The sequence below is a fragment of the Patulibacter sp. SYSU D01012 genome (assembly GCF_017916475.1).
Lineage (GTDB): Bacteria > Actinomycetota > Thermoleophilia > Solirubrobacterales > Solirubrobacteraceae > Patulibacter.
The window spans coordinates 919,786-944,679 of record NZ_JAFMTB010000002.1; the positions used below are offsets into that span (position 1 = coordinate 919,786).

Here is a 24,894-nt window from a genome sequence, read left to right on the forward strand (position 1 = left end):
CCTCCGCGCCGCCCGACCCGCGCGCCCGTCGCGGGCCTACGCCGCGACCTCGGCGCCGACGCGCTCGCGCGCGCTGGCGGCGCGCGGGTCCTCGCGGTCCAGGACGGTCGCCAGGGCGGCGATGGCGACCTGCAGCTGGTCGCGGTCCGGCGTCCGCGTCGTCAGGCGCTGGAGCTGCAGCCCCGGCCACGTCAGCGCCGCCACGAGCGGCACGTGGCGGTAGCGGCCCGCCAGCTTCAGCAGCTCGAACGCGACGCCCACCACGAGCGGGATGCCGACGACGCGGCTGGCCAGCAGCCACGGCAGCGCCGGGGTCCCCACGGGCGCGAAGACGAAGATCGCCACGATCATCGCGATGAGCAGGAAGCTCGTGCCGCAGCGGGGATGCAGCCGGCTGAAGCGCGACGCGTTCTCCGGCGTCAGCGCGAGGCCCGCCTCGTAGCAGGCGATGGTCTGGTGCTCGGCCCCGTGGTACTCGAAGACGCGCCGCATGTCCGCCATCCGCGTGACGAGGACGAGGTAGGCGAGGAAGATCGCGGTGCGCACCACGCCCTCGACGAGCCAGAACAGCAGGCCCTCCCCCAGCACGTCCTGCAGCAGGCTGGTCAGGCCGACGGGCGCGAGGAAGAACAGGCCGACCGCGATCGCCAGCCCGCCGAGCCCCGCCAGGAGCCACGACCCGCGGCCGATCTCGGGCGCGTCGTCGGCGCTCTGCGCGTCCGCGGCCATCCGCAGGGCGCGGAAGCCGATCCGCAGCGCCTCGCCGAGCGCGACGACGCCGCGCAGCACGGGCAGCCGCAGCAGGCGGTGGCGGGTGAGCGCGGAAGAGAACGGGTGCACCGCCACGGCGATGTCGCCGAGCGCGGGCTCGCCGGCGGGCAGCACGCCGTCGACGAGCTGCTCGGGGTGCGGGCGGCGGACGGCGAGCGCCCACGTCCGGACGCCGCGCATCATCACGCCCTCGACGACCGCCTGACCGCCGACGGGAGCGTCCTGCGGGCGCGCGGCCGCGCGCGGGTGGGGGCCGACGGGCCCGTGCCGGGTCACGGTGCGGTCCCGGGACGACGACGGCCGGCGACGGGCGCCGGCCGGGGCGTCCGGAGCCGTGCGGGCCCCCGGACGCACGTCGCGCTCCGCGGCGTCCGGCGCGTCCTGGTCGAACGGACGCCGGAGGCCGGGGCGCGGAGGACTACTCGCTCGCGGCGTCCTCGGCCTGGCGCTTCGCGGCACGGCGGCGGAAGCGCTCGACGCGACCGGCGGTGTCGACGATCTTCTGCTTGCCCGTGTAGAACGGGTGCGACGCGGACGAGAGCTCCACGTCGATGACGGGGTACGTCTCGCCGTCGAGCTCGATCGTCTTCGAGCTCTTGACGGTGGAGCGGGTCAGGAAGGTGGCCCCGGCACCCTGGTCCCGGAACACCACGGGCGCGTACTCGGGGTGGATGTCGTTCTTCATCGTCGGGGGACGATAGCGGGTCAGCCCGCCTCGGGGCCGCACGGCACCGTGACGGCGTTGTCCGTCTCGTCGCGCTCGTCGATCTCGCCGGCCGGGTCGACCGTCACGACGACGGGCTGGCCGCTCACGCACCGGCGACCGGGCACGAGCGCCACGTCGTCGGCCGCGGCGGGCACGAACGAGGTGCCGGCCAGCACGACGTCGCCCTGGCGCACCGTCACCCCGACGGACCGCCCGGCCAGCGCGGCCAGCCGGCTGGTGCGGACGGGGACGCGGTAGACGACCTGGCCCCCGACGGCGCCGGGGATCCACGGTGCGGCGGCGCCCACGGCCAGGTTGGGACGCGGATCGACCACCCGGCAGGCGCGGCTCGTCCGGCCGACGGCGAGGGTGGTGTCGGCGAACGCCCAGCGGAAGCGCACCCGCAGGCGGTACGACGCCCCGGGGCGCAGGCCGCGGACCGTGATCTTGCGGCGCATGCTGGCGGCGCCCGGGCGGGCGTCCTCCATCTGGCCGAGGCCCTGGGGCGCGGCGGCGCCCGTGAGCGTCGTCCAGCGGCCCCCGGGCGCCTTCTCCTGCAGGGTCGTGCGGAAGCCGTAGGTGCGGGCCGGCGGGAGGGCCCGCATCGTGACGGTGAAGGACGCGGCGCGCGCCTGCGGGTCCGTCGCGGACGTGGTGCAGGTGCCGCGGCCGACCTTGGCGGCGTCCGCCGGGGCGGCGGACGGGGTGGCCGCGGCCGCGGGGGCGGCGGCCAGGACGAGACCGGCGAGCGCGGCGGCGGCGGTCAGGGGGGCGGAGAGGCGTGAGGAGGGTGTGGCGGGCAACGTGGTCGGGGGCCGAGGGGCAGGGGGATCCGGGAGCGCCATCATGCCGCACCCGCTGTCGTCCAGAAACAGCGGCGAGGCCCCGGAGTTGCGGCGAAGCTGCGGGGGCCCGGCCGCCGCGACCCCCGGGGCGTCCCCCAGGGCGCCCCGGGGGCCGGGCGGTCCGCCGGAGGGAGGAGACGCCGGCGCGGGCTCCGTCCTGCGACGGAGGCGGGTCCGGCCCCGCGCCCGATGCGCGGGCAGCCGGCGACCCCCACGCTGGATCCATGCTCCCTGACGCTCCCGGCCCCGGCGCCGGCACCCCTCCGCTCCTGACCGGTCGCGGCCTGACGAAGGGCTACGGCGGCGCGCCCGTCCTGCATGGCGTCGACGTCGACGTCCACCGCGGGCGCGCGCTGGCGATCGTCGGCCCGTCCGGGTCGGGCAAGTCGACGCTGCTCCACGTCCTCGCGGCCGTCCTGCCGCCCGACGACGGCGCGGTCGTGCTCGAGGGGCGGCGGATCGACGACCGCGGCGAGCGTGCCCGCGCCGCCCTGCGCCGCAGCACGTTCGGCTTCGTCTTCCAGCAGGGCCTGCTCGTCCCCGAGCTGGACGCCGACGAGAACGTCGCGCTGCCGATGCTGCTCGGCGGCGCATCGCGCGGCCCGGCGCTCCGCACGGCCCGCGAGTGGCTCGGCCGGCTGGGCATCGGCGACCTCGTCGCCCGCCGCCCGGGCGAGATGTCGGGCGGGCAGATGCAGCGCGTGGCCGTCGCCCGCGCCCTCGCCCACGGGCCCGCGATCGTGTTCGCCGACGAGCCGACCGGCGCGCTCGACACCGACACGGCGGCGGAGACCGCCGACCTGCTCTTCGCGACCGTGCGCGAGTCCGGGTCGGCGCTCGTCGTCATCACGCACGACCTGGCCCTGGCGGCCCGCGCCGACGACGCCGTGTCCATCCGGCGCGGCGCGCTCGAGCCCGTCGTCCTCGAGCCCGCGACGGTGGCCGCATGAGCGCGCTCGCGTTCGCGCTGCGGATCTGGCGGCGCGACCGGACGACCCGGCGCGGCGCGGCGCTGACGGCGGCGGCGATCGGCGTCGCCGCCGCCCTGATCGTGGCGCTCGCCGCGGTCCCCGGCGCGCTCGAGCGGCGGGCCGACCGCGTCGCCTGGCGCGGCGGCGACCCGAGCGAGCTGGTCGAGACGCACACGACGGCCCTCGACCCCCGGACCGCCCCGGTGCTGGTGTCGACGACGGCGTACGAGGTCGGCGGCCGCACGATCCAGCAGATCGGGATCGCCACCCGTCGGCGGATCGCGCCGCCCGCCGGCCTGCCGCGGGTGCCCGCGCCCGGCGAGGTCCTCGTCTCCCCCGCCGTCCACCGGCTGCTCGACGGGCCGGACGGCGACGCCCTCCGCGCCTCGCTGCCGGGCCGGGTCGTCGGGACGGTCGGCGACGCCGCGCTCACGGGCCCCGAGGAGCGCGTCGTGGTGGCCGGCCTGCGTCCAGCGGCGCTGGCCGGGATCGTGAGCGACACGAACGGCACGACCGTGGCCGCCGTGGGCGCCCTGCGGGGCGCGACGGCCGAGGCCGCGCCGTTCTACGTCGCCCTCGTGTGGATCGCGCTGGCGCTGCTCGTCCTGCCGACCGTCGCGCTCGCGATGCAGATCGCGCGCCTCCTCGCCACGCGGCGGGAGGAGCGGACGGCCGCGCTGCAGCTCGTCGGCGCGGATCCGGTGTGGACGCTGCGGGCCGCCGTCGCCGAGACGGCCCTGGCGGCCGCCGCCGGCGCGCTCGTCGGCGTGCTCGTCGGGCTGCCGGTGGCGCGGTTCGCCCTCGTCCACGTGTCGTTCAACGGCACGACGTGGTTCGCGGGCGACCTGACCAGCCCCACGGCGATCGTGCTGGCGGCGCTCCTCGGGCTGCCGGCGCTCACGGCGCTGGGCACCGCGGTCGCGCAGCGCCGCACGGGCGGGGCCCTGGGCACGATCCAGCGGCATCGCCCGAAGCCCCTGAGCCCCGCGCGCCTGCTGCTGCTGCCCGTCGCCGCGACGGCGATGGTCTGGGGTCTGCGGTCGCTGGACGGCGAGGGCACGGTGCTCCCGCTGCTGATCGCCCTCGCCTCCGTCGTCCTGGCGACGAGCGTCGTCGGCCCGTGGGTGGTGCTGGCGTTCGGCCAGGTCATCCGGACGCTCTGGCGGCGACCCGCGACCCTGCTCGCCGCCCGCCGGATGATCGACGAGCCGCGCGCCGTCTGGCGGATCGCGAGCGGCCCGGTGCTGGCCGCGTTCGTCGCCGCGACGATGCTCGGGGCGGCCCCGACCATGGAGGACGCGCAGGACGTCACCGCGACGCCGTTCGGCGAGCGCCACCTCGTCGTCCCGCTCGACGCCCGCCAGGCCCCGGACGCCGCGGCGGCGGTCGCCCGGCGGCTCGGCCCCGGCGCCCGCGTCGGCCTGTACCCCACCGGCGCCGACGGGACGTCCGCCCCGCTCTCCGCCCGCGCCGCGCGGCGGGAGGCGGAGGTCGACCTGGTGATCGCGACCGGCCGCGACGCGGGGGCGCGCGACCGCGCCGCGGCGGCGGTGGCCCGCGAGCTGCCGGGCGCCGGCGCGGCCGGAGCCGGCCGCACGGACCCGCGCATCGGGATCGTCCGGACGATCTTCGCCGGCGCGGCCGGGACGCTCGTGCTGGCGTCCCTGCTCGCGGCGCTCGCCACCGCGGTCACGTCCGTCGGATCGGTCCTGGACCGCCGCCGGACCCTCGCGGCGCTGCGCATGGCGGGCACGCCCGTCGGGGTGCTGCGGCGCACGATGCAGCGCGAGGTGGCGCTGCCGACGGTGCTCGGCGTCGTGCTGTCCGGCGCGGCGGGCGCGCTCTTCTCGGCCGCCCTGATCACCGTCGGCGGGTCCGACCCGATCGACGTGCTCAACCTGCCGCTCGTCGCCGCGCTCGCCGTCGGCGCCGGCCTGCCGGTCCTCGCCGTCCGGGCCGCCGGCACGACGATCGAGCGCGTCACGGACGGCGGCCCCGCCGCGGAGTGACCCCCGCCCTCGGGAACGCGAACGGCGCCGCGATGCGGCGCCGTTCGTCGTCCTGCGGGAGCGCGCCGGGGCGCGCGGGCGGATCAGGTGATCTGGTACGCCGGGCCGTCGCCGCCCTCGGGCGGCGTCAGGCGGCCGCCGCGGGCCGTGATGGCGCCGCACTGCACGCAGTTCGTGTAGTTGACCGTCACGTCGACGAAGCCCTCCGCCGGCTGGTCGTCCTCGATCTCGTACACGCCGGCGGGACACATCCAGGCCCACGCCTCGGCGACCTCGCGCTTGACGTGCTTCTCGACGCGGATGTGGCTCGGGGCGTCGTCGCGGGTCGCGTTGCCCGTGATGAACACCGACGAGAGCTTGTCGAAGAAGTACTTGCCGTCCGGCTTCGGGTAGCGGTCCTTCATCGCGCCCGAGTCCGGCACCCCGACCTCGACCTCGGCGTCGCGGTGCAGCTTCGGGCTGCCGGGCGGCAGCTTGCCCTTCGTCACGAAGTCGAGCCCCGACAGCGCGGCGCCGACCGGCAGCGAGTGCGCGTCGAGCAGCGGACGGTTGTTCTGCACGGCCCGCAGGGTCTCGCCGACGAGCGAGGACTCGATCGCGGCCTCGTAGCCGGTCAGGTCGTTCGACCCGGCCTTGAGCTGCGCGAAGATCTCCTCCGCCGCCAGGCGGCCGGCCTCGATGCCCAGGTGCACGCCCTTCAGGCGCGCCATGTCGACCATCGACGCGGCCTCGCCGGCGATCACAGCGCCGGGCATCGACAGCTTCGGCATCGACTTGTAGCCGCCGGCCTGGATCGCCTTCGCGCCCCAGGCGGTGCGCTCGCCGCCCTCGAGGACCTCCCGGACGTACGGGTGCGCCTTGAACGCCTGCAGCATGTCGTGGACGGACACCGTGGCGTCCGGCGTGTGCAGCGGGATGACGTAGCCGATGGAGACCTGGTCGTCGCCGAGCGGGTAGATCCAGCCGCCGCCGGCCTCCTGGTGCTTCTTCTGCGGACGCGCGGGCCAGCCGAAGGTGTGCACCACCTTGGAGTGCGGCTTCTTGACCTTCCAGACCTCCTTCGCGCCGATCTCCCACGTCGCCGGCTGCTTGCCGGCGGAGAGGTCGAAGCGCTTGACGGCGGCGCCGGTCAGGTGGCCCCAGGTGCCCTCGGCGAGGACCGTGGCCTTCGCCGTCATGTCCATGCCGGGCTCGAAGTTGCGCAGCTCCTCGCCCTGCTTGCCGCGGCCCTTGTCGCCGGTGCGGATGCCGACGACGGCGTCGCCCTCGACGAGCAGCTTCGCGGCGGCGGTCTCCGTGAGGATGTACGCGCCGGCCTCCTCGGCCTGCTCGGCGAGCCAGCGGCAGAGCTGCGAGATCGAGATGACCCAGTTGCCGTGGTTGGCGAAGTTCGGCGGGGTCGGCTTGAGCTCGAGCGCCTTGCTCTCGGAGCGGAACCAGACCGCGCCGTCGTCCTCCACCTCGGTGTAGGCGAAGGGCGTCGAGGCGATGTCGACGTCCGGGAACAGCGTCTTGAACGGCCCCGGGTTCATCACCGCGCCGGACATGTTGTGCGCGCCGCACACCTTGCCCTTCTCGATGACGGCCACGGGGACCTCGCCGAGCGACTCCAGCAGCTCCGGCTCGTCGGCCAGGAGCTGCAGGAGCCGGTTGGCGCAGGCCAGGCCGGCGGGGCCGCCGCCCACGATGGCGACGCCGACCTCGATGCGCTCGTCCTCGGGGTCCGTCGGCGCGGCGACGAACTCCCGGGCGACGTCGACCGGGGGCGGGAACTCCGACGGAGCGACGCCGCCGTGGTGGGAAGCAGCCATGCCGGGTCCCTAGCCCTTCTTCGCCTTGATGGCCTCGGCCAGCGCCGGGGCGATGGCGTGGAGGTCGCCCACCACGCCGAGGTCCGCGAACTCGAAGATCGGCGCGTTGCCGTCCTTGTTGATCGCGACGATGTTGTCGGCCGACTGCATGCCGACCTTGTGCTGGATCGCGCCCGAGACGCCCAGGCCCAGGTAGAGCTTCGGCGCGACGGTCTTGCCCGTCTGGCCGATCTGGCCGGCGTACGGGAACCAGCCGGCGTCGACGGCCGCGCGGGTGGCGGCGACGGCGGCGGTGCCGCCGAAGGCGCTCGCCAGGTCCTCGGCGACGGAGAAGTTCTCCGCCGAGCCCAGGCCGCGGCCGCCGGTGACCAGCACCTGCGCGTCCTCGATGTTGACGTCGGCGCCGCGCTGCTCGCCGCGGGTGACGATCTCGACCTTCGCGGAGGCGTCGGAGAGCGTGACGTCGATGTCCTCGACCGCCACCGGCGACCCGGACTGGACCGGCTCGAAGGCGTTCAGGCGCGAGGCGATCACGCCGAGGCCCCGGAACGTGATGTCCGAGATCTGGGTGTCGCCGAGGATCGGGCGCTCGGCGACGAGCTCGCCGCCCTCGACGCGGATGCCGGTGATCTCGACGCCGATGCCGCCGCCGCGACGGGCGGCGATGGCGGCGCCGGCCTCGAAGCCGAGCAGGCCGCCGCCGAAGAGCACGTAGCCGTAGTCGCCCTGCGAGAGCACGGCGTCGAGCGCGTCGACGATCGGCTGCGCCAGGCCCGCCGGCGCCTTCGCCCGGAAGACCTTCGTGGCGCCGTAGCTGCCGACGGAGCCGGCGACGTCGTCCGCGACGTCCTCGCCGACGAACAGCGCGTGGGCCTCGCCGCCGAGCTCGCCGGCGGCCTTCGCCGCGGCGGAGATCGCGCCGAGCGCGTTCTTGTTGACCGCGCCCTCGTGGTGCAGCGCGTAGACCAGGATGTTCGTCATCAGATCAGCTTCCTGTCGTCGAGCCAGGTGACGATCTTCTCGACCGTCTGGGCGGTGTCCTCGTCCTCGATGATCTCGCCGGGCGCCTTCGCCGGCGGCTCCTTCGCGGCCTGCCAGACGGCCTTGCGGCCCTCCTCGCCGACCTTCGAGGCGTCGATGCCGGCGTCGGCCAGCGAGAGCGACTCGAGCGGCTTCTTCTTCGCGCCCATGATCGCCTTGAGCGACGGGTAGCGCGGCTCGTTGATGGCGTCGCCGACGGAGATGACCGCCGGGAGCTGGACCTTCACGGTGTCGTAGCCGTACTCGGCCTGACGCTCGCAGGTCAGCGTCGTGCCGTCGGCCTCGAGCTTGATGACCTGCGTGAGCGCGGGCCAGCCGAGGTGCTCGGCGACGACCGCGCCGACGGCGTAGGACTGGCCGTCGTCGGACTGCTGGCCGGCGAGGACCAGGTCGGGGTTCTCGCGCTTGACGATCTCGGCGAGCGCGTAGCCCGTGGCGACGACGTCCGACGCGGCGAGGCCCGGGTCCGTCAGGTGCACGGAGCGATCGGCGCCCAGCGAGACGGCCTTCTGCAGGGCCTTCACGGCGCTGTCGGGGCCGACGGTCACGGCGACGACCTCGTCGACGGGCAGGGCGCCGCTCTCCTTGAGCTGCAGCGCCGCCTCGATCGCGTGCGTGTCGAACGGGTTCAGGGTCTTCTCGCCGCTGCGGTCCAGGAGACCGGTGGACGTGTCGACCTGCTTCTGAACGGCCGCGTCCGGTACCTCTTTCACCAGGACGACGATCTTGGTCACTTGTGCCTCCTTGGGGGCCTACGAGCGAACGGGAGTCTACCGCGGTTGACTGACGGGTCAATCGGGACGTCCCGGCCGGAATCAAAGCACGATCCGACCGTCGGTAGCTTCCTCGTTCGCCGCGCCGGGCGCAAGGCACGGACGGCGGCTCGTCGGGCGCGGCGACGGGGTCGTGTGACGACGATCCGTCGGGACCGGGCGATCGTAGCCCGGCGGCGCGCCCCGTGACGAGCGGGCGGACCCGGCGACGCCCCGAGGCGACGCGGACGGGCCCGCGGGTCGTCGTCCGTCCCCGAGGACGGACGACGACCCGGCGATCAGCGCTCGACGCGGCGGACGAGCTGCCAGGCGGACGGCAGCACGAGGCCGCCGACGGCGGCCTTCACCAGGCCGCCGACGATGAAGACCGTGAAGCCGGAGTGGATCGCGTCGGCCCACGCCATGCCGGTGACGGCCTGCAGCACCAGGACGCCCGGGACGAAGATCACGGCCTGCGCGAGGACGAAGGCGAGGAACGCCAGGTGCACCTTGCGATCGGCGCCGCGCTCGGCGAGGCGGCCGATGACGGCGGTGGCGAGCAGGAAGCCGACGAGGTAGCCGCCCGTGGCGCCCCACAGCGTCGCGATGCCGGAGGCGCCGTCGGCGTAGACCGGCAGCACGAAGCCCATGACGACGTAGAGCAGCATGGAGAGGACGCCGCGGCGCAGGCCGAGCGTGGCACCGACGAGGCCGACGGCCAGCGTCTGGCCCGTCATCGGGACCGGCGTCATCGGCACGGTGACCTGCGCGAGCAGCGCGGTCAGCAGCGCGCCGCCGACGACCAGGGCGGCGTCGCGGGTGCGGGCGCCCGGTAGGGCGTCGGCGAGGACGGTGCGGGGGGCGAGGGTGCCCGTAGCGGTGGCAGCGCTCATGAGCGGCGACTCCTTGTCGTGGACGCCGCGGACCCTTGCACACCCGGCGGCCGGACGGCGTCGTCGTGCACGGCGTCCGCCCCCGGGTGGGGGTCCCCCGCCCGGCGGTCGCGCGGCGGGGTCAGCCGGCGGCGGGCGGCGCGTCCCCGGTGAAGTCCCCCGCCGCGCGGCGCACGGTCTCGAGCATCGTCGTCAGCCGCTCCTGGTCGTCGGCGGGCAGGGCCGAGAAGGCGAACGCCGCGGCGTTCAGGTCGTCCGTCGCCGCCGCGGCGACGTCGCGGCCCGCCGGGGTGATCTCGGCGAGCGTCGCGCGACGGTCGGACGCGTGCGGCACGCGGCGCACGAAGCCGTCCTGCTCGAGCTTGTCGACGATGTTCGTGACGCTCGTGCGGTGGACCTGCAGGCGCTCGCCGAGCTTGCCCAGCGGCAGCGCGCCCTCGCGCGTGAACGACAGCAGCATCAGCGCCTCGTAGCGCGGGAACGTGAGGCCGTGGTCGCGGAGCAGCGCGTTGAGCTGCGCCAGGAGGATCTGCTGGACCCGCATGACCGAGGTGACGGCGGCCATCGGACGCGCGGGCTCGGGGCCCCAGCGGTCGGTCCAGTGGCGCCGCGCCTCGCCGATGGGGTCGATGCGCAGCGGGTCGGGCACGGGACGGAAGGCTGCCACACGGCCCGGCAGGGCGGTCGCCCTGCCGGGCCGCGGAGCGACCGGCTCGCCGCGACGACGGCTGGCCGGTCAGCGGCGCTCGTTCGCGCTCACTTCCCGCACACGGGCCAGGGCTTCGTGCCCTCGGCCGCGAGCAGCTTCGCCGCGATGCGGTCCTGCTCCGCCTCGGAGGCCGCGGCGGGATCGCCGCTGCCGCCGTAGGCCCGCCACGTCTGGCGGGAGAACTGGTACTTGCCGCGGTACGTGCCGTTCGACGACACCGCGGACGGGTCGCCGCCCGACTCGCACGCGGCGATCTTCTCGAGGGTGGCGTTCGCCGTGCCCGAGGACGACGACGCGGCCGCCGTCTTCGTCGTCGCCGACCGCGTCGACGCGCCGGCGGCGAGGCCGAGCGCCTTCAGCGTCTGCGGGCCGACGACGCCGTCGACCTGCAGGCCGTTCTTGCGCTGGAAGGAGCGGATGGCGCGGCGGGTCTGGGGGCCCATCTGGCCGTCGGCGGTGACGCCGAGCTTGCCCTGGACGGCCTTCAGCGAGAAGCCGGCCGACGCGGTCTGCGCCGACCCGGACCCGCCGTCGCTGCCGCCCGTGGTCGTCTGCGCGGCGGCGACGCCCCCGAAGCCCAGGACGGCGACGGCCAGCGTCGACGCCGTGACGCGTCGGCGTCGGCTCCAGGTCCGCATCTTGGCGGCGGCGGCCCGGCGCGCCTGTGACACGCGCAGGGAGTGGGTCCACCGGTCGGTGGACCCGAGATCGCGAGGTGTGCTCACGGGTCTCCTTCGTCTCTCGCGCCTACGGGGTTAGCTGTCGGGCTCGCGCTCTGAGACGTGCGCTACGCCGGCTGCACCGGCGATTCGCCCCTGACCGCACCGTGCGGTCCGTGGGTCCCCCGCTCCCCTCCGACGCGCGGCGGGGACTCGGCAATGGGTTATGACCCCGGGGAGGCTAGCGCAGCCGGCCGTCGCCGCGGCGCACCGCCGTCACCCGCGGCGACGACCGTCCGGCACCGGGCGGCCCGTGGCGGCCGCGCGGCCCAGGCCCCCGAGCGCCGCGACGGCCGCCACCGCGACCCCGGTGCGCAGCCGGGAGCCGATGCGCTCCAGGCGCAGCGTCTCCCACCCCTCGGCGCGCGCCACCCGGGCGAGCTCGCGGTCGGGGTTGACCGCGACGGGATGGCCGACCGCGCGCAGCATCGGCAGGTCGGACTCCGAGTCGGAGTACGCCCACGAGGCGGCCAGGTCCAGACCGTCCTGCTCGGCGAGCCGCTCGATCGCCCGGACCTTGCCCTCGCGGTACGTCATCGGGCCGGCCAGCCGCCCGGTGTAGCGGCCGTCGACCGCCTCGAGCGGCGCGCCGACGGCGCCGTCGAAGGCCAGGACGTGCGCGATCAGCTCGGCGGTGTCCTGCGCGGACGCCGTCACGATGTAGACGGGCCGGCCGGCGTCCTGGTGCTCCCACGCGAGGGCGAGCATCTCCGGGTACAGCCGCGGCAGCACGCCGGCGAGCACCCGCGGGGCCAGGCGCTCGAAGTCGCGCACCCGCTGGCCGGCGATGAAGGCCGAGATCCGCTCCCACACCTGGCGGGTGCCCTCGTCCGTGGAGCCGACCAGGCGGAACTTGAGGTTCTCGTACGCGTCCGCGGCCAGGCGCCGGCGCGAGATCAGGCCGTGCGCGGCGGCGGCGCGGGCCCAGTGGAAGCCGGAGGAGCCCGCGACGAGCGTCTTGTCCAGGTCGAAGAACGCGGCCGCGCGGACGCCGGTCGGACCGCCGCCCTCCGGCTGGGCGGGGGACGGCGCCGCGGCCGGCGCAGCGACGCCGGTGGACGAGGAGCGCCCGTCGGCGGGCGGCGGGCCGGTCGGGTCGACGGCGGACACGCGGCGGACCCTAGCGGCCGTCCCTGAGGCCCCGGTCAAGCCGGCGCCCCTCCGTCACGCAGGGGCGCCGGCCGAGGCGTCAGACCTTGATGAGGACGGCGTCGCCCTGCCCGGTGCCCGAGCACGCGGTGGCGATGCCGTAGCCGCCGCCGCGGCGGCGCAGCTCGAGCAGCATCGAGCCGATGATGCGCGCGCCCGAGGCGCCGAGCGGGTGGCCCAGGGCGATCGCGCCGCCGTTGACGTTGACGCGGTCCTCGTCGATGCCGAGGTCCTTGATCGTGTTCAGGGCGACGGAGGCGAAGGCCTCGTTGATCTCCCACACGTCGACGTCGGACGCCTGCAGGCCCGCGCGCTGCAGCGCCTGCGCCGACGCCTTGCCCGGCGTCGTCAGCAGGTTGGGGAACTCGCCCGCGGCCTGGCCGAAGGCCACGATCTCGCCGAGGACCTCCTTGCCGTTGGCCGCGGCCCACTCGTCCGAGGCGAGGATCAGGGCGCCGGCGCCGTCGTTGACGCCCGGCGAGTTGCCGGCGGTGTGCGTGCCGCCCTTGACCAGGCCCGGCAGCTTGGCGAGCGCCTCGAGCGAGGAGCCGCGGCGCGGGCCCTCGTCCGTGTCGACGACGGTGTCGCCCTTCCGGCCCTTGACCGTGACGGGGACGATCTCCTCGGCCAGGCGGCCGCCGTCCATCGCGTCGAGCGCCTTCTCGTGCGAGCGCAGCGCCCAGCGGTCGAGCTCCTCGCGGCCCCAGCCGTGCTCCGTGGCGACCTCGGTCGTCTCGTCGAACATCTGGCGGTGCGTGAACGCGTTGGTCAGGCCGTCGAGCACCATCGCGTCGAGCATCTTCGTGTCGCCCATGCGGTAGCCGAAGCGCGCGTTCGGCAGCAGGTACGGCGCGAGCGACATCGACTCCATGCCGCCGGCCACGCCGACGCCGAGCTCGCCGGCGCGGACGAGCAGGTCGATGATCGCCGCGGAGCGGATGCTCGACGTGCAGACCTTGTTGACCGTCTCGGACGAGACGGTGTTCGGGATGCCGGCGGCGATCTGGGCCTGACGGGCGGTGATCTGGCCCTGGCCGGCCTGGATCACGTGGCCCATCACGACGTGCTCGATCTGCTCGGGCGCGACGCCGGCGCGCTCGAGCGCGCCCTTGATCGCCACGCCGCCCAGCTCGACCGGCGGGACGGCGGACAGCCCGCCGCCGAGCTTGCCGACGGGTGTGCGGGCGCTCCCCAGGATCACGGTCTTCGCCATGGTGTCTCTCCTCTGCCTCGCGGCTCTCTCTACTGAGGGTAGGAAGTGTACGGGGGCGCCGGGCGCTCCCGTCCCCGACCGCGAACCCTGCCACGATCGGCGCATGCGCACCACGACGCCCCCGGTCGCCCCCGTCGACGCCGACGCCGAGGGCGGCGGCGCGCCCGCCGGCGCGGCCCGGGTGGACGTCGGGCCCGCCGGCGACGGGCCCGTGGACGCCGTCGTCGTCGGCCTGACGAACGCCGGGCTCGCCGGCGCGCCGGACGGCGCGCCCGCGGCCCTGGACCGGCTGGTGACCTCGCGCGAGGCCCGCCCCGCGCTCGGCGCGCTCGCGCACACGCACGCCGAGGACGGCACCCGCTGGATCGTCGTCGGCCTGGGCGCCGACGGCCCGCGCGGCCACGAGGACCGCCGGGCCGCCGCGGGCGCGGCCGTCCGCCGGGCCCGCGACCTGCGCGCCGGCAGCGTACGGATCGTGGCCGACGACGCCGCGCCCGCGGCCGTCGCCGCGGTGGCCGAGGCGGCCGTGCTCGCCGCGCACGCGCACGCGAAGGTCGGCGCCGCCCCGGACCCGGACGAGGGCCTGGCGCGGATCGAGGTCGCCGCGCCGGGCGGGGCCGCACCGGACGACGCCGCCGGCGCGGCCCTGGCCGAGGCCGTCGTGGTCGCCCGCGCCGCGAACGAGGCCCGCCGACTGCAGCAGCTGCCGGCCAACCTGATGACCCCGCGTGCGTTCGCCGCCGAGGCGGTGGCGCTCGGGCGCGAGCTCGACGACCTCGACGTGCACGTCGAGGTGGGCCTGGCCGCGCTCGAGCGCCGGGGCCTGGGCCTGTTCGCCGCCGTCGCGCGGGGCAGCGAGGAGCCGCCCGCCCTCGTGACGCTGCGGTACGAGCCCGACGGCGCGTCCGGCCCGCTGCTCGGGATGGTCGGCAAGGCCGTCACGCACGACACCGGCGGCTACTCGCTGAAGACCCCGGCGGGCATGACGACGATGAAGCTCGACATGTCCGGCGGCGCGGCCGTGCTGCAGGCGATCGCCACCGTCGCGCGCCTGCGCCTGCCGGTGCGCGTCCTCGCGGTGATCGGGGCGACGGAGAACCTCGTCTCGGGGCGGGCGATGAAGCCGGGCGACGTCTTCACCGCGGGGAACGGCACGACCGTCGAGGTGACGAACACGGACGCGGAGGGCCGCCTGGTCCTCGCCGACGCCGCGCACGTCGCGCTCGGCATGGGTGCGGAGCGGCTCGTCGACCTGGCGACGCTGACGGGCGGGGTCGTGACGGCGCTCGGGACGTCGCACGGCGGGCTGATGGGCCGCGACGACGCGTGGCTCGACGCCGTGCGCGCGGCCGGCGAGGCGACGGGCGAGCGCGTGTGGCCCCTGCCCCTCGAGGACGAGCACCGCGAGCTGATGAAGAGCCCGGCCGCCGACCTGGTCAACTCCGGCGGCCGCGGCGCCCACGCCATCCAGGGCGCGGCGTTCCTCGAGCGCTTCACCGGCGACGTGCCGTGGGCGCACCTGGACATGGCGGCCCTGCCCGCCGACCTGCCGCGCAAGTATCTGGGCAAAGGGCCCAGCGGCTGGGGCGTGCGGCTGCTCGTCGCGGTCGCGCGCGGGCTGGCGGCCTGACGCCACGGCGCGCGGCGACCGCGCGGCTTGGCAGGATCCGGGCCATGACGCCCTCGCGCCGTGCCGCCGCGACCCTCGCCGCCGTCACCCTGGGCGGGCTCGTCGCCCTGCCGTCGTCCGCGCTCGCCCACGGCGGCGCGACGGTGGCCGAGGGCGGCCGCAACGGGGTGACGATCCTCGTTCAGGCCGCCGAGGCGACGACCCCGGCCGGCAAGCCGGCGGTCGACCTGTCGACGGTGCTCGAAGGCAAGGGCACCGGCGACGGAGCGAAGGTCACCTACTGGATCCGCCCCGCGTCGGGCGACACGTTCCGCGTGGTGCCCGAGAACGACGAGACCGGGGTGCGCCACGCCGACGTCGCGATCGGCAGCCGCGGGCCGTGGCGCGACTGGGACGTCTCGGCCGTCGTCACCCTGACCGACGGCAGCCGCCTGCGCGTGACGAACGCCCCGGACGACGCGCCGGGGCCCGACCCGTCCGCGCCGCGGCCGCAGGACGAGCGCGACGACGCCGAGGCGGCGCCCCCGGCGGGGACGACGACGGCGGCCTCCCCCGCGCCGGCGGCCGACTCGGCGGACGCTCGCGACGACGACGCGGCGCCGGTGTCCGACATCTCGGGCGAGGAGGACGGCGCGCCGTCCTGGGCGATCCCGAGCGTGATCGTCGTGGCGGTGCTGCTCGTCGGCGGCGCGCTGCTCGTGCGCCGCCGCCGCTCCGCGGGCTGAGCCCGCGGAGGGCCCGCGGGACGGCGGCGCCGCCCCGCGGCCGGTCAGCGGATCGTGAAGCGGTCCGACCGGCGGATCGACGCGGGGCTGCCGTCCTTCGGCCGCACCTCGAGCACGATCTCGGCGCGCATCGTGCGGCCGCGGCGCAGGCGCAGCAGCGCTCGGGCGGCGGCGCCCGGGCGCACGCGCACCGTGCCGGCGCCCGCCTGCACCGTCTTGCGGACCGTCGCGGCCGTGATCAGCCGGGCCTTCGAGCGGCCGACCTTCGGCAGGCGGATCCGCAGGCGCACCGTCACCCGGGCGTCCTCGCGAACGCGGAAGCGGACGGGGACGCCGCTGCCGACGAGGCCCGACAGCGTCGCCTTCGTGGGCACGTCGACGGTCGTCCGGCCGGTCGGGGCCGGCGCGCCCGGCCCCTGCGGCGGCGTCGGCGCGCCGGGGCGCGGGGCCGCCGGCGGGATCGTCGGCGCGCCGCCGCCGTCCGGGGCGTCCTCGCGCACCCGGGTGATCGCGACGGTGGACGGGCGCGGCATCGACGGGTTCACGCCCGCCGTCCGGTTGCCCTCGGGCCACCAGCTCGTGAACGTCTCGGGCGCGTCGAGCCTCGCGGCGGCGTTGGCCGGCGTCTCCTCGCCCGGGTGCTGGACGTTGACGAAGAGCGTCGAGAAGTCGGACGAGAAGTAGGGCCCGGTGCCCTCGGCCTCGACCGGCATGTTCGCGAAGCGGTACGCGACGCCGGCGTTCGGGCCGGAGCGCGGGATCATGAAGATCGCGTTGTTGCCGTGGTACTCGTAGAACGCCTTCGCGCCGGGCGAGCCCTTGAGCGAGCTCGACGAGATGTCGGTGACCGCCCACAGGTTGTTCGCGTCGTCGAAGACGAGGTTGTCGACGCAGGACATCCCCTCCTCGCCGATCCCCTTGCGCTCGGGCTGCGGGCCGCCGACGTGGTAGTCCTCCCACGTGAACGTCGTCGCCGTCGGATCGTTGCGGCGCTCGCGGAGCTTGCGGACCGCCCCGTGCTGGTCGTTCACGCCCGAGTTGTTCGTGAAGGCGACGTAGACCGTGCCGTCGACGTCGACCTCGACGTCCTCGGGGCGGTTCGTCGCGTAGTGCCGGTCGTAGGCGCCGGCGCCCTCGGTGGCGTCGATGCGCTTGCGCAGGTGGGCCGCGGTGTCGACGAGCTCGGACTCCTCGACCTTCACCCACTCGCCGGTGCCGACGTCGGCGGTCAGGAGCGACGACGTGTCGGCGGAGCCGAACCGGCGGCGGCCCTCGGGCGACCACTTCGCGATGTAGAGCGTGCCCTCCTCGAGGATCTTCAGGTTGTTCGCGCGGTCGCCCGGGACGTAGGAGCGGGCGGAGACGAACTTGTAGACGCCCTCGTTGACCTTGTCGTCGCCCATGTAGAGGACGAACGGCTTGCCCGGGTGCGCGTTGAACGCCGTGTTCTCGTGGCGGAAGCGGCCCAGCGCGGTGTGCTTGCGGGGGCGGGACGTCGGGTCGTAGGGGTCGTGCTCGACGACCCAGCCGTAGTTCGCGTGCGTCGTCTGCAGGTACGTGCCGCCCCAGCCGTACGCGCTCGACGGGCCGTAGTCCTGGTAGTTCTCCTCGCAGGAGAGCGTCGTGCCCCACGGCGTCGTGCCGCCGGAGCAGTTGGCGACGGAGCCGTCGATCTGGTCCGGCCGCTCGGCGCTCTGGCCGACGCGGACGCGGGTCGTGCCGTCGGCGAGCAGGACGTCGCCCTTGCCCTTCAGCGGGCCCGTGACGTCGCAGGCCGGGAAGTCGCCGGTGATGCGGCGGTTGTACTTCGAGGGCGAGACGACCTGCCACACCCCGTCGGCGCCGCGCCGCACGTGCAGGATCGAGTTGCCGACGGCGTACTTCTCCTCGGCGATGTCGGCGGCCGTCTTCTCGGCGGCCGTGCGCTTGCCGTGGAGGAAGAACGGCGCGGGGTACTCGTGGTTGACGAACAGCAGGGCCTCGTCGTCCGTGCCCTCGAGGGGCAGGTAGGCCATGAAGTCGTTGTTGAAGCCGTAGCGGTGGACCGTCCCGTCCGTCGACGCGAACTCGTCGTTCCAGCGGATCAGGACGTCGGCGCGGAAGCCCTCCGGCACCTGCACCTGGTCGGCGGAGGAGGGCGCGATGGCCCGGAAGTCGGAGAAGGCGGTCGGGGCGCCGGCCGCGACGGCGCTCTCGCCGACCAGGTTGGTGACGCCCGCGGCGTCGAGGGCGACGGCGGCGGCGGTGCTGGCGCCGGCGACCGCGATCCCGCGGACGAAGCTGCGGCGGGTGTGGCCGGCGGACCCGTCGGCGGTGCCGCCGCCGGCGAGGGAGGACGTGTCGGTCATGGGGCTCCTGCGGTGGTAGGGGGACCGGAGTGGCGCGGCGACGCTCGCCCGGCGTGCCAACGCTACGAGCGGCGGCACCCCGCCTCGTTGTCGGGGTGTGAGCGTCCGGTGACCATCCCGTGAACGCGCGCCCGCGCACCCCGGCGGCGTCCGGCCGGCGTCCGCCGACTATCGTGCGGCGGACCGCCGGCCGGGTGCCGGTGCCTCCGCGCGTCCCGAGCCGTGCCCACCGTCCTGCCCCGTCCGCTCCGCCTGCTCCTGCTGTGGGCCGGCCTGTTCGCCGTCTACGCGGCGGGGCTCGTCCTGCCTGCCGCCCCCGGCCGCGAGCTCTCCTCGACGGAGGCGCACCGCCTGCTCGTGGCGCACTCCCTGGTGACGGACGGCGACCTCGACCTGCTCGACGAGTACATCGCCCAGCCGTGGCGGGACTGGGGCGGCGTGCAGGGCGTGGACGAGACGCGGCCGCTCGTCTCGAACGTGGCCGTCCGCCGGGACGACGAGGGACGGGAGGGCCCGCCGCTCGCGCCGGGCGGCTACCTGGAGCCGTCGGGCCTGGGCATCGGCGCGACGCTCGCGCCCTTCTACGCGGTCGGGCGGGTGACGGGGATCGGCGGACGGCTCGCGGTGCAGCTCGGCGGCGCCGCGCTCCTGGCGCTCGCGTTCGTGCTCGCCGTCGGACTGGCGCGCCGGCTGGTGCCCGAGCCGTGGGCCACGCGCGGCGTCGTCGCCGTCGGCCTGTCGCCGCCCGCCGTCATCGGCGCCACCGAGATCGGCCCCACGGGTGCCGCCGCGCTGCTCCTGACCGGCGCCGTCGCGACCGCCCTCGCCGTCCGCGACCGGCCCCGCACCTGGGCCGCGCTGTCGTGCGCCCTGCTCTGCGCGCTGCTGCCGTGGGTGTGGCTGCCGCTCGCGCCGGTGGCCCTCGTCGTGGCGGTCGCCCTCACGCGGTGGATGCGGCGACGGCGGCGCGGGCTGACCGGCTTCCTCGCGCTCGAGCTGCTGCTGCTCTCGGCGTTCGTCTTCCTGACCGTGCACGACCGCGTCTACGGCGGGCCGACGCCGTGGTCGCCGCAGGTCGGCTGGTCGCTGCCGACGTACTTCCACGGTCCGGTCGACGTGCTGTGGCGGGCCGTGAGCGGCCCCCTGGGCGTCCTCGTCGACCGCGACTTCGGGCTGCTGCGGTGGGCCCCCGTCCTGGGCCTGGTCGGCGTCGCCGCCTGGCGCCTGTGGCGGTGGCGGCGCGCCCGCCTGTTCCGGGTCTTCGCCGACGAGGTCCACATGGAGGTGATCGCGGCCTTCCTGCTGCTCGTGGTCGGCGCCGTCGTCGTGCCCTACGCCGTCCTCTCCCCCTGGCCGACGACGAACTGGCTCGGCGGCGGCGGCGCGGCGGTCGCCCTGCCCGTGGCCGCGGCGACGGTCGGCTGGGCGTGGCAGCGCGTGCCGCGCACCGCCGGCGTGCTGACCGCGGTGACGCTCGTCGGCACGGTCTGGCTGCTCGCCGCCGGCGCGCTGAGCGGCGACGTCGGCACGGTGCCGCCCCGGGGGCCGCTGCCGTGGGGCGGCGCGGAGCGGGTGCTGCCCGAGCTGCGGCGCTGACGTTCCCGGCGCCGCCCCGCGACGCCCCCCGGCAGCCCGCGGCGGGCACGGCGAACGCCGTCCCGAGGCGCGCGCACGCGGGCCCGCGCCCGGTCTACGCTAGGGAGGTGGCGACCGACCAGAGCTCCGTCCCCGCCGAGGGCGCCGCCCGCCCGCGCCCGGCCGGCGAGACCCCCGAGGACGTGCCCACGCTCGCGCCCGAGGTGCGTCGCCCGCCCGCGCCGGCCCGCGGCGGCCTGCTCGCGCTGCTGGCGCACGCGCGCCGCCACCGGATGCTCGGCTGGCGCTACTGGGTGCTCGCCGCCCGCGCGCTGCGGTGGAAGCGCAAGTACGGCGACCGCCTGCAGTTCGACGGCCCCGCGTTCATCTGCCCGGGGGTGCACTTCGAGATCGGCCCGGACGCCGTGGTGCGCCTCGGCCGGTGGTCGTGGATCGGCGACGGCACGAAGGTCCGCTGCCACGAGGGCCGCATCGACATCGGGGCGAAGACCGTCATCGGCCAGGAGTGCACCCTCTCGACCTACGAGCGGATCTCGATCGGCCGGGAGTGCATCATCGCCGACCGCTCGATGTTCATCGACTTCGACCACTCCGTCGCGTGGGTCGACGCGCCGATCCGCACGCAGGGCATCTACACGCGCCCGGTGACCGTCGGCCACAACGTCTGGATCGGCTACGGCGGCTGCGTGCTGCGCGGCGTGACCGTCGGCGACAACGCCGTGCTCGGCACGTACGCGGTGGCCACGAAGGACGTGCCGAGCAACGGCGTGGCCGCCGGCGCCCCGGCGCGCGTGGTGCGGATGCGGCCCGCGCCGGAGCGGATGACGTGGGAGGACCCGCACGACGTGCCGCTGAGCGCGGCGGACGAGCGGCGGCTCGCCGAGCGGCGGGCGCAGCGCGAGGCGGACGCGGCGGCCGAGAAGGCCGCGCGGGGCGCCGCCCCCGGCGGCCCGTCGGCGGCCGACGACGCGGACGCGGTCTAGGCCCGTCGGCCGGCCCCACCGGGCGGGCCGCTCAGCCCGCCTTGCGGGCGGCGACCATCAGGTTGTAGAAGAGCCCCGCCGGCAGCCGACCCTCGAGCAGGCGCCGGTCGAGCTGCTGGAAGAGCAGGTAGCCGCGGAAGGCGTAGGTGCGCCAGCCCCACGGCACGTCCTCGTCGCGCGCCGTCGCCTCGAGCGCGCGGTTGAACCAGCCGAACCAGTTCGCGGCCAGCTCCTCGCCCTGGACGTCGACGCGCTCGAAGCCGGCGGCCGCGACGGGCGCCCGCAGGTCGGACGGGACGAAGGCGTGGACGTCGACCTGCGACTCGAGCTGGTTGTTCTCCTGGCCGCCGTCGTGATGGCCGTGCTCGGCCGCGCGGGCCCGGATGGCCTTGCGCCACAGCGGCGCGGCGTAGTGCGCGGCGCGCTTGGGCACCGCGGCGATCTTGTCGCCGTTGCGCGACGGCTCGCCGGCGAAGAGGACGACGCCGCCGGGCCGCAGGACGCGGTGGAACTCGCGGAACGCCTGGTCCAGATCGGGGATGTGGTGCAGGATCGCGTGACCCATGACGAGGTCGAAGCTCTCGTCCGGGAAGGGCAGCGTCTCGGCGTCGGTGACGGCCGTCTCGACCTGCAGCCCCAGGCTCTCCGCGTTCTTCTGCAGCTGGGCGATCATGCCCGGCGAGATGTCGGTCGCGGTCGCGGCCTGCACGACGCCGGCCTGCAGGAGGTGCAGGGTGAAGTAGCCGGTGCCGGCGCCGATCTCGAGCGACCGCGCGAACGTCGGCAGCGGGTCGCCGAGGAGCTTGCGCACCTTCTGGAGCACCTGGTCGCGGCCGACCTCGCCCCAGTCGATGCCCCACTTGGCGTCGTACTGCGCCGCGGCGCCGTCGTGGTACCGCGTGTTGACGTCGCGGATCCGCTCCGCGGTCTCGGGCTCTGCGGCGGCGCTACCGGTGGTCGGGAAAGGCGACATGGATCGGCGCAGTGTACGCGCCGTCCATACACTTGCGCCGCGATGACCGCCCCCGGGGAGCACTACGTCCAACGGAACCAGCCGCCCGGCGTCCCGCCGCTCGCGCTGACGGGCGAGCGCACCCTGCCGGACGTCCCCGAGGAGAACTACTGGTACCGGCGCCACCTCGTCGTCTACGAGTGGATCGCGCGCCGCGTCGCCGGCCGCCGGGTGGTCGACCTGGCGTGCGGCGAGGGCTACGGCAGCGCGGTGCTCGCGGAGCGCGCGGCGTCCGTCGTCGGCGTCGACGCCAACCCCGAGGCGTTCGAGCACGCGCGCCTGCGCTACGTGCGGGACAACCTGTCCTTCGAGCGCACGCTCGTGGAGACCTGGGACGGCGACGCCGACGCCGTCGTCTTCCTGCAGACGATCGAGCACGTGCAGGATCCGGACGCGATCCTCGAGCGCTTCAAGGCGCTCGTCGGCGCCGGCGGGGTGGCGTACGTCTCCACGCCGAACCTGCTGACCCTCGCGCCCCCCGGCGCCGAGAAGTCCGAGAACCCCTGGCACGTGAAGGAGTACCGCGCGGACGAGTACCGCGAGCTGCTCGGGCGGCACTTCCGCGACGTCGAGATCCTCGGCCTGTATCACGCCCGCAAGCTGGCGCTCCACGCCTTCGCGCTGAAGCACCTGGCGTGGGACCGCGTGCACAAGGGCCTGCGGATCACGAAGCCGTTCTACGACCGCTTCACGCCGGCGATCGCGGCGTCCGACTTCGTCCTGCGGTCCGAGCACGACGGCGCCGACCTGGACGCCGCGCTCGACTTCGTGGCCGTGCTGCGGCCCTAGGACCCGAAGGGCGTCACTCCCCCGCGGCGGCGCGGTACCGCGCCGCCGCGTGCTCGCGCTCGGCGGCGTGGTCGACGATCGGCGCCGGGTAGTCCTCGCCGATGACGCAGCCGGCCTCGGCCTGCTCGAGCGGCCCCATGCGCCACGGCTCGGCGATGCGCTCGGGCGGGACGCGGCGCAGCTCGGGCACCCAGCGGCGCACGTAGCGGCCGTCCGGGTCGAAGCGCTGCAGCTGCCGGGTCGGGTTGAAGAGCCGCTGGAAGTACGGCTTGGGGTCGACGCCGATCGACGTGACCCACTGCCAGTTGCCGTCGTTCTGCGTCGGCTCGCCGTCGAGCAGCAGCGACCAGAAGTGCCGCTCGCCGAGGCGCCAGTCGACGTGCAGGTCCTTCGTCAGGAACGAGCCCACGACGAGCCGCGCGCGGTTGTGCATCCAGCCCGTCGCCGCGAGCTGGCGCATCCCCGCGTCGACGAGCGGATAGCCCGTGCGGCCCGCCCGCCACGCCCGCAGGCCGTCCTCGTCCTCCTCCCAGGCGAGCGTCCGGTAGCGGGGCTGGTGCGCCCGTAGCCGGTCCTGCGGGTGGTGCAGGTACACGTGGGCGTAGAAGTCGCGCCAGGCGAGCTGCCGCACGAACGCCGCAGGCCCCTCGCCCTCGAGCTGCGCCGCGCGGGCCTCGAGCCAGCGCGGCGAGACCGTCCCCCACCGCAGGTGCGGGGAGAGGCCGCTCGTGCCCCCGGACGGCCGGTCGGTGCCGGGCGGGCCCGCGAGCCGGTCGTGCTCGTCGGCGTAGTCCGCGATGGGGCCGTCCAGCCACTCCCGCGCGGCGGCCAGGCCGGCGTCCTCGCCCGGCCGGTGGAAGCGCCGGGGCGCGTCGGTGCGGCCCCGGCCGCCCAGGTCGTCGGGGCCGGGCAACAGCTCGCTCCCCACGCCGGCCGGCACCGCGACGCGCTCGGGGGCGTCGACGACGCGGCGGCGATCCGCGTGGTCCCAGACGCGCGCGAACGGCGAGAAGACGGTGTAGGGCCGGCCCTGGCCGGAGCGGATCGCGCCCGGGTCGGAGACGACGTACTGGCCCGCCGTCGGCACCGCGGTGACGCCGGCCCGCTCGAGCGCGGCCGCCACGCGCCCGTCGCGGCGCACGCCGAAGGGGCTGGCGTCGGCGGTCCAGCGCACGACCCGCGCTCCCGTCTTCGCCGCGAGCGCGACGAGCGCCGCGGCCGGGTCGCCGTGGCGGACGACGAGCCGCCCGCCGCGCTCGCGCAGCGCCGCGTCGAGCGCCTCCAGGCAGCCGGCGAGGAAGTGCGCGCGCGGCCCGGACGCGGCGGGGCCGTCCGCGACCGCCGGGTCGACGACGAAGACCGGCACCACGTCGCCGCGCTCCGCGGCCGCGTGCAGCGCGGGGTGGTCGTGGACCCGCAGGTCGCGACGGAACCAGACGATCTCGGCGCTGCCCATGCCCAGCGTACGTTCGCGCACCGTCCGGCGGTTGCCTCCGGCGCCCCGTCGTGGACGGCGACGGGCGCCGGACGCGACGAACGGCCCCGGCGCCCCGTCCCCACGGGGCGCCGCCGGCCCGGGCGTAGACTCGGTGCCCATGGCCGACGTCGATCCCGACCTGCCGCTCTTCCCGCTGGGCCTCGTCGCGCTGCCCGGCGAGGAGGTGCCGCTGCACCTGTTCGAGGAGCGCTACAAGGAGCTCGGCGCGCGCTGCGTCGCCGAGGACCGCGAGTTCGGCATCGTCCTCGTCGACGAGGACGGCCCGCGCTCCGTGGGCTGCGCCATGCGGATCACCGAGGTGCTGCAGCGGTTCGAGGACGGCCGCATGGACGTCCTGACCCGCGGCACCCGCCCCTTCCGCGTCGTCGAGGAGCACCACCGCCACGCCTACGCGTCGGCCCACGTCGAGTTCCTCGCGGACGCGCCGGAGCCGCTCGACCAGGACGTCGCGGCCGCCGTGCGCCAGGCCTACGCGTCGCTGGCCAGCCAGGCGACGGAGCACCAGGTGACCCCCGCCGACCTGCTCGCGGCCGGCGCCTACGACCTGGCCGCGTCCGTCGAGTTCGCGGTCGAGGCCAAGCAGCAGCTGCTCGAGGAGCGGTCCGAGAACGCGCGCCTGCACCAGCTGCTCGCCCTCCTCCGCGCCGCGCTCAAGCGGCTGGAGTTCGCCGACCTGGCGCAGGTCCGCGGCGCCAGCAACGGCGTCGTCCGCTTCGGCTGAGGG

The 24,894-nt window shown here is 76.0% G+C and carries 22 protein-coding genes and 1 riboswitch; of the genes, 8 read left to right on the forward strand and 14 right to left on the reverse strand.

Annotation, left to right across the window (positions count from 1 at the left end; all coding sequences use genetic code 11):
- Positions 1-36: 36 nt before the first annotated feature.
- From J3P29_RS13815 to J3P29_RS13825, 3 genes are all read right to left on the reverse strand, one after another.
- Positions 37-1,047 (reverse strand): DUF1385 domain-containing protein, encoded by a 1,011-nt coding sequence (locus J3P29_RS13815; protein ID WP_210494076.1) that lies wholly within the window; start codon positions 1,045-1,047, stop codon positions 37-39.
- A gap of 142 nt (positions 1,048-1,189) precedes the next feature.
- Positions 1,190-1,456 carry a type B 50S ribosomal protein L31 gene (locus J3P29_RS13820; RefSeq protein ID WP_210494077.1) on the reverse strand — a complete coding sequence of 89 codons (267 nt, stop codon included), beginning with the start codon at positions 1,454-1,456 and terminating at the stop codon, positions 1,190-1,192.
- Positions 1,457-1,476: 20 nt separating this feature from the next.
- Complete coding sequence (locus J3P29_RS13825; protein WP_210494078.1) at positions 1,477-2,280, reverse strand: hypothetical protein; 804 nt, start codon at positions 2,278-2,280, stop codon at positions 1,477-1,479.
- Between the two features lie 266 nt (positions 2,281-2,546).
- Between J3P29_RS13825 and J3P29_RS13830 the strand changes: the two genes are divergently transcribed.
- On the forward strand, positions 2,547-3,272 hold the full coding sequence (locus J3P29_RS13830; RefSeq protein WP_210494080.1) for an ABC transporter ATP-binding protein: 726 nt from the start codon (positions 2,547-2,549) through the stop codon (positions 3,270-3,272).
- Positions 3,269-5,302: an FtsX-like permease family protein gene (locus tag J3P29_RS13835; protein WP_210494081.1), complete on the forward strand. Its 2,034-nt coding sequence runs from the start codon at positions 3,269-3,271 to the stop codon at positions 5,300-5,302. The genes J3P29_RS13830 and J3P29_RS13835 overlap by 4 nt, the downstream gene beginning before the upstream one ends.
- A gap of 83 nt (positions 5,303-5,385) precedes the next feature.
- Here J3P29_RS13835 and J3P29_RS13840 read toward each other — a convergent pair whose 3' ends face one another.
- From J3P29_RS13840 to J3P29_RS13875, 8 genes are all read right to left on the reverse strand, one after another.
- Positions 5,386-7,113, reverse strand: a complete 1,728-nt coding sequence (locus J3P29_RS13840; RefSeq protein ID WP_210494083.1) for an electron-transfer flavoprotein:ubiquinone oxidoreductase — start codon at positions 7,111-7,113, stop codon at positions 5,386-5,388.
- Between the two features lie 9 nt (positions 7,114-7,122).
- Positions 7,123-8,094 (reverse strand): electron transfer flavoprotein subunit alpha/FixB family protein, encoded by a 972-nt coding sequence (locus tag J3P29_RS13845; RefSeq protein ID WP_210494084.1) that lies wholly within the window; start codon positions 8,092-8,094, stop codon positions 7,123-7,125.
- The gene (locus J3P29_RS13850) at positions 8,094-8,888 is read right to left on the reverse strand and encodes an electron transfer flavoprotein subunit beta/FixA family protein (protein WP_210494085.1); all 795 of its coding nucleotides are present in this window, start codon (positions 8,886-8,888) and stop codon (positions 8,094-8,096) included. The genes J3P29_RS13845 and J3P29_RS13850 overlap by 1 nt, the downstream gene beginning before the upstream one ends.
- 317 nt (positions 8,889-9,205) lie before the next feature.
- Positions 9,206-9,799 (reverse strand): biotin transporter BioY, encoded by a 594-nt coding sequence (locus tag J3P29_RS13855; RefSeq protein WP_210494087.1) that lies wholly within the window; start codon positions 9,797-9,799, stop codon positions 9,206-9,208.
- A 121-nt stretch (positions 9,800-9,920) separates the two neighbouring features.
- Positions 9,921-10,448, reverse strand: a complete 528-nt coding sequence (locus tag J3P29_RS13860) for a MarR family transcriptional regulator (protein WP_210494088.1) — start codon at positions 10,446-10,448, stop codon at positions 9,921-9,923.
- Positions 10,449-10,555: 107 nt separating this feature from the next.
- Complete coding sequence (locus J3P29_RS20005; RefSeq protein WP_210494091.1) at positions 10,556-11,233, reverse strand: transglycosylase family protein; 678 nt, start codon at positions 11,231-11,233, stop codon at positions 10,556-10,558.
- 8 nt (positions 11,234-11,241) lie between these two features.
- A riboswitch (cyclic di-AMP (ydaO/yuaA leader) is annotated at positions 11,242-11,396 on the reverse strand.
- Positions 11,397-11,443: 47 nt separating this feature from the next.
- Positions 11,444-12,337 (reverse strand): HAD-IB family hydrolase, encoded by an 894-nt coding sequence (locus J3P29_RS13870; protein ID WP_349239846.1) that lies wholly within the window; start codon positions 12,335-12,337, stop codon positions 11,444-11,446.
- Positions 12,338-12,416: 79 nt separating this feature from the next.
- Entirely contained in the window at positions 12,417-13,589 is a 1,173-nt protein-coding gene (locus tag J3P29_RS13875; protein ID WP_210494094.1) for an acetyl-CoA C-acyltransferase, read from the reverse strand.
- A gap of 103 nt (positions 13,590-13,692) precedes the next feature.
- On the opposite strand from J3P29_RS13875, the gene J3P29_RS13880 reads away from it, so the two are divergent.
- The gene (locus J3P29_RS13880; RefSeq protein ID WP_210494095.1) at positions 13,693-15,219 is read left to right on the forward strand and encodes a M17 family metallopeptidase; all 1,527 of its coding nucleotides are present in this window, start codon (positions 13,693-13,695) and stop codon (positions 15,217-15,219) included.
- A 44-nt stretch (positions 15,220-15,263) separates the two neighbouring features.
- Positions 15,264-15,944 carry a hypothetical protein gene (locus J3P29_RS13885; protein WP_210494096.1) on the forward strand — a complete coding sequence of 227 codons (681 nt, stop codon included), beginning with the start codon at positions 15,264-15,266 and terminating at the stop codon, positions 15,942-15,944.
- Between the two features lie 44 nt (positions 15,945-15,988).
- Here the strand turns inward: J3P29_RS13885 and J3P29_RS13890 are convergent, their stop codons facing one another.
- Positions 15,989-18,292, reverse strand: coding sequence for an alkaline phosphatase PhoX (locus tag J3P29_RS13890; RefSeq protein WP_210494098.1), 2,304 nt, complete (start codon positions 18,290-18,292; stop codon positions 15,989-15,991).
- A gap of 222 nt (positions 18,293-18,514) precedes the next feature.
- Here J3P29_RS13890 and J3P29_RS13895 point away from each other — a divergent pair, with 222 nt between their 5' ends.
- Complete coding sequence (locus J3P29_RS13895; RefSeq protein WP_210494100.1) at positions 18,515-19,888, forward strand: hypothetical protein; 1,374 nt, start codon at positions 18,515-18,517, stop codon at positions 19,886-19,888.
- Positions 19,889-19,995: 107 nt separating this feature from the next.
- Complete coding sequence (locus J3P29_RS13900) at positions 19,996-20,871, forward strand: acyltransferase (RefSeq protein WP_210494101.1); 876 nt, start codon at positions 19,996-19,998, stop codon at positions 20,869-20,871.
- Between the two features lie 31 nt (positions 20,872-20,902).
- On the opposite strand, the gene J3P29_RS13905 is transcribed toward J3P29_RS13900, so the two are convergent.
- Entirely contained in the window at positions 20,903-21,844 is a 942-nt protein-coding gene (locus tag J3P29_RS13905; protein ID WP_210494102.1) for a class I SAM-dependent methyltransferase, read from the reverse strand.
- Positions 21,845-21,886: 42 nt separating this feature from the next.
- Here J3P29_RS13905 and J3P29_RS13910 point away from each other — a divergent pair, with 42 nt between their 5' ends.
- Positions 21,887-22,672 (forward strand): class I SAM-dependent methyltransferase, encoded by a 786-nt coding sequence (locus tag J3P29_RS13910; protein WP_210494103.1) that lies wholly within the window; start codon positions 21,887-21,889, stop codon positions 22,670-22,672.
- Positions 22,673-22,685: 13 nt separating this feature from the next.
- Here J3P29_RS13910 and J3P29_RS13915 read toward each other — a convergent pair whose 3' ends face one another.
- Positions 22,686-24,128, reverse strand: a complete 1,443-nt coding sequence (locus J3P29_RS13915) for a deoxyribodipyrimidine photo-lyase (RefSeq protein ID WP_210494105.1) — start codon at positions 24,126-24,128, stop codon at positions 22,686-22,688.
- Between the two features lie 139 nt (positions 24,129-24,267).
- Between J3P29_RS13915 and J3P29_RS13920 the strand changes: the two genes are divergently transcribed.
- The gene (locus J3P29_RS13920; protein ID WP_210494106.1) at positions 24,268-24,891 is read left to right on the forward strand and encodes an LON peptidase substrate-binding domain-containing protein; all 624 of its coding nucleotides are present in this window, start codon (positions 24,268-24,270) and stop codon (positions 24,889-24,891) included.
- The last annotated feature ends 3 nt before the right edge of the window (positions 24,892-24,894 follow it).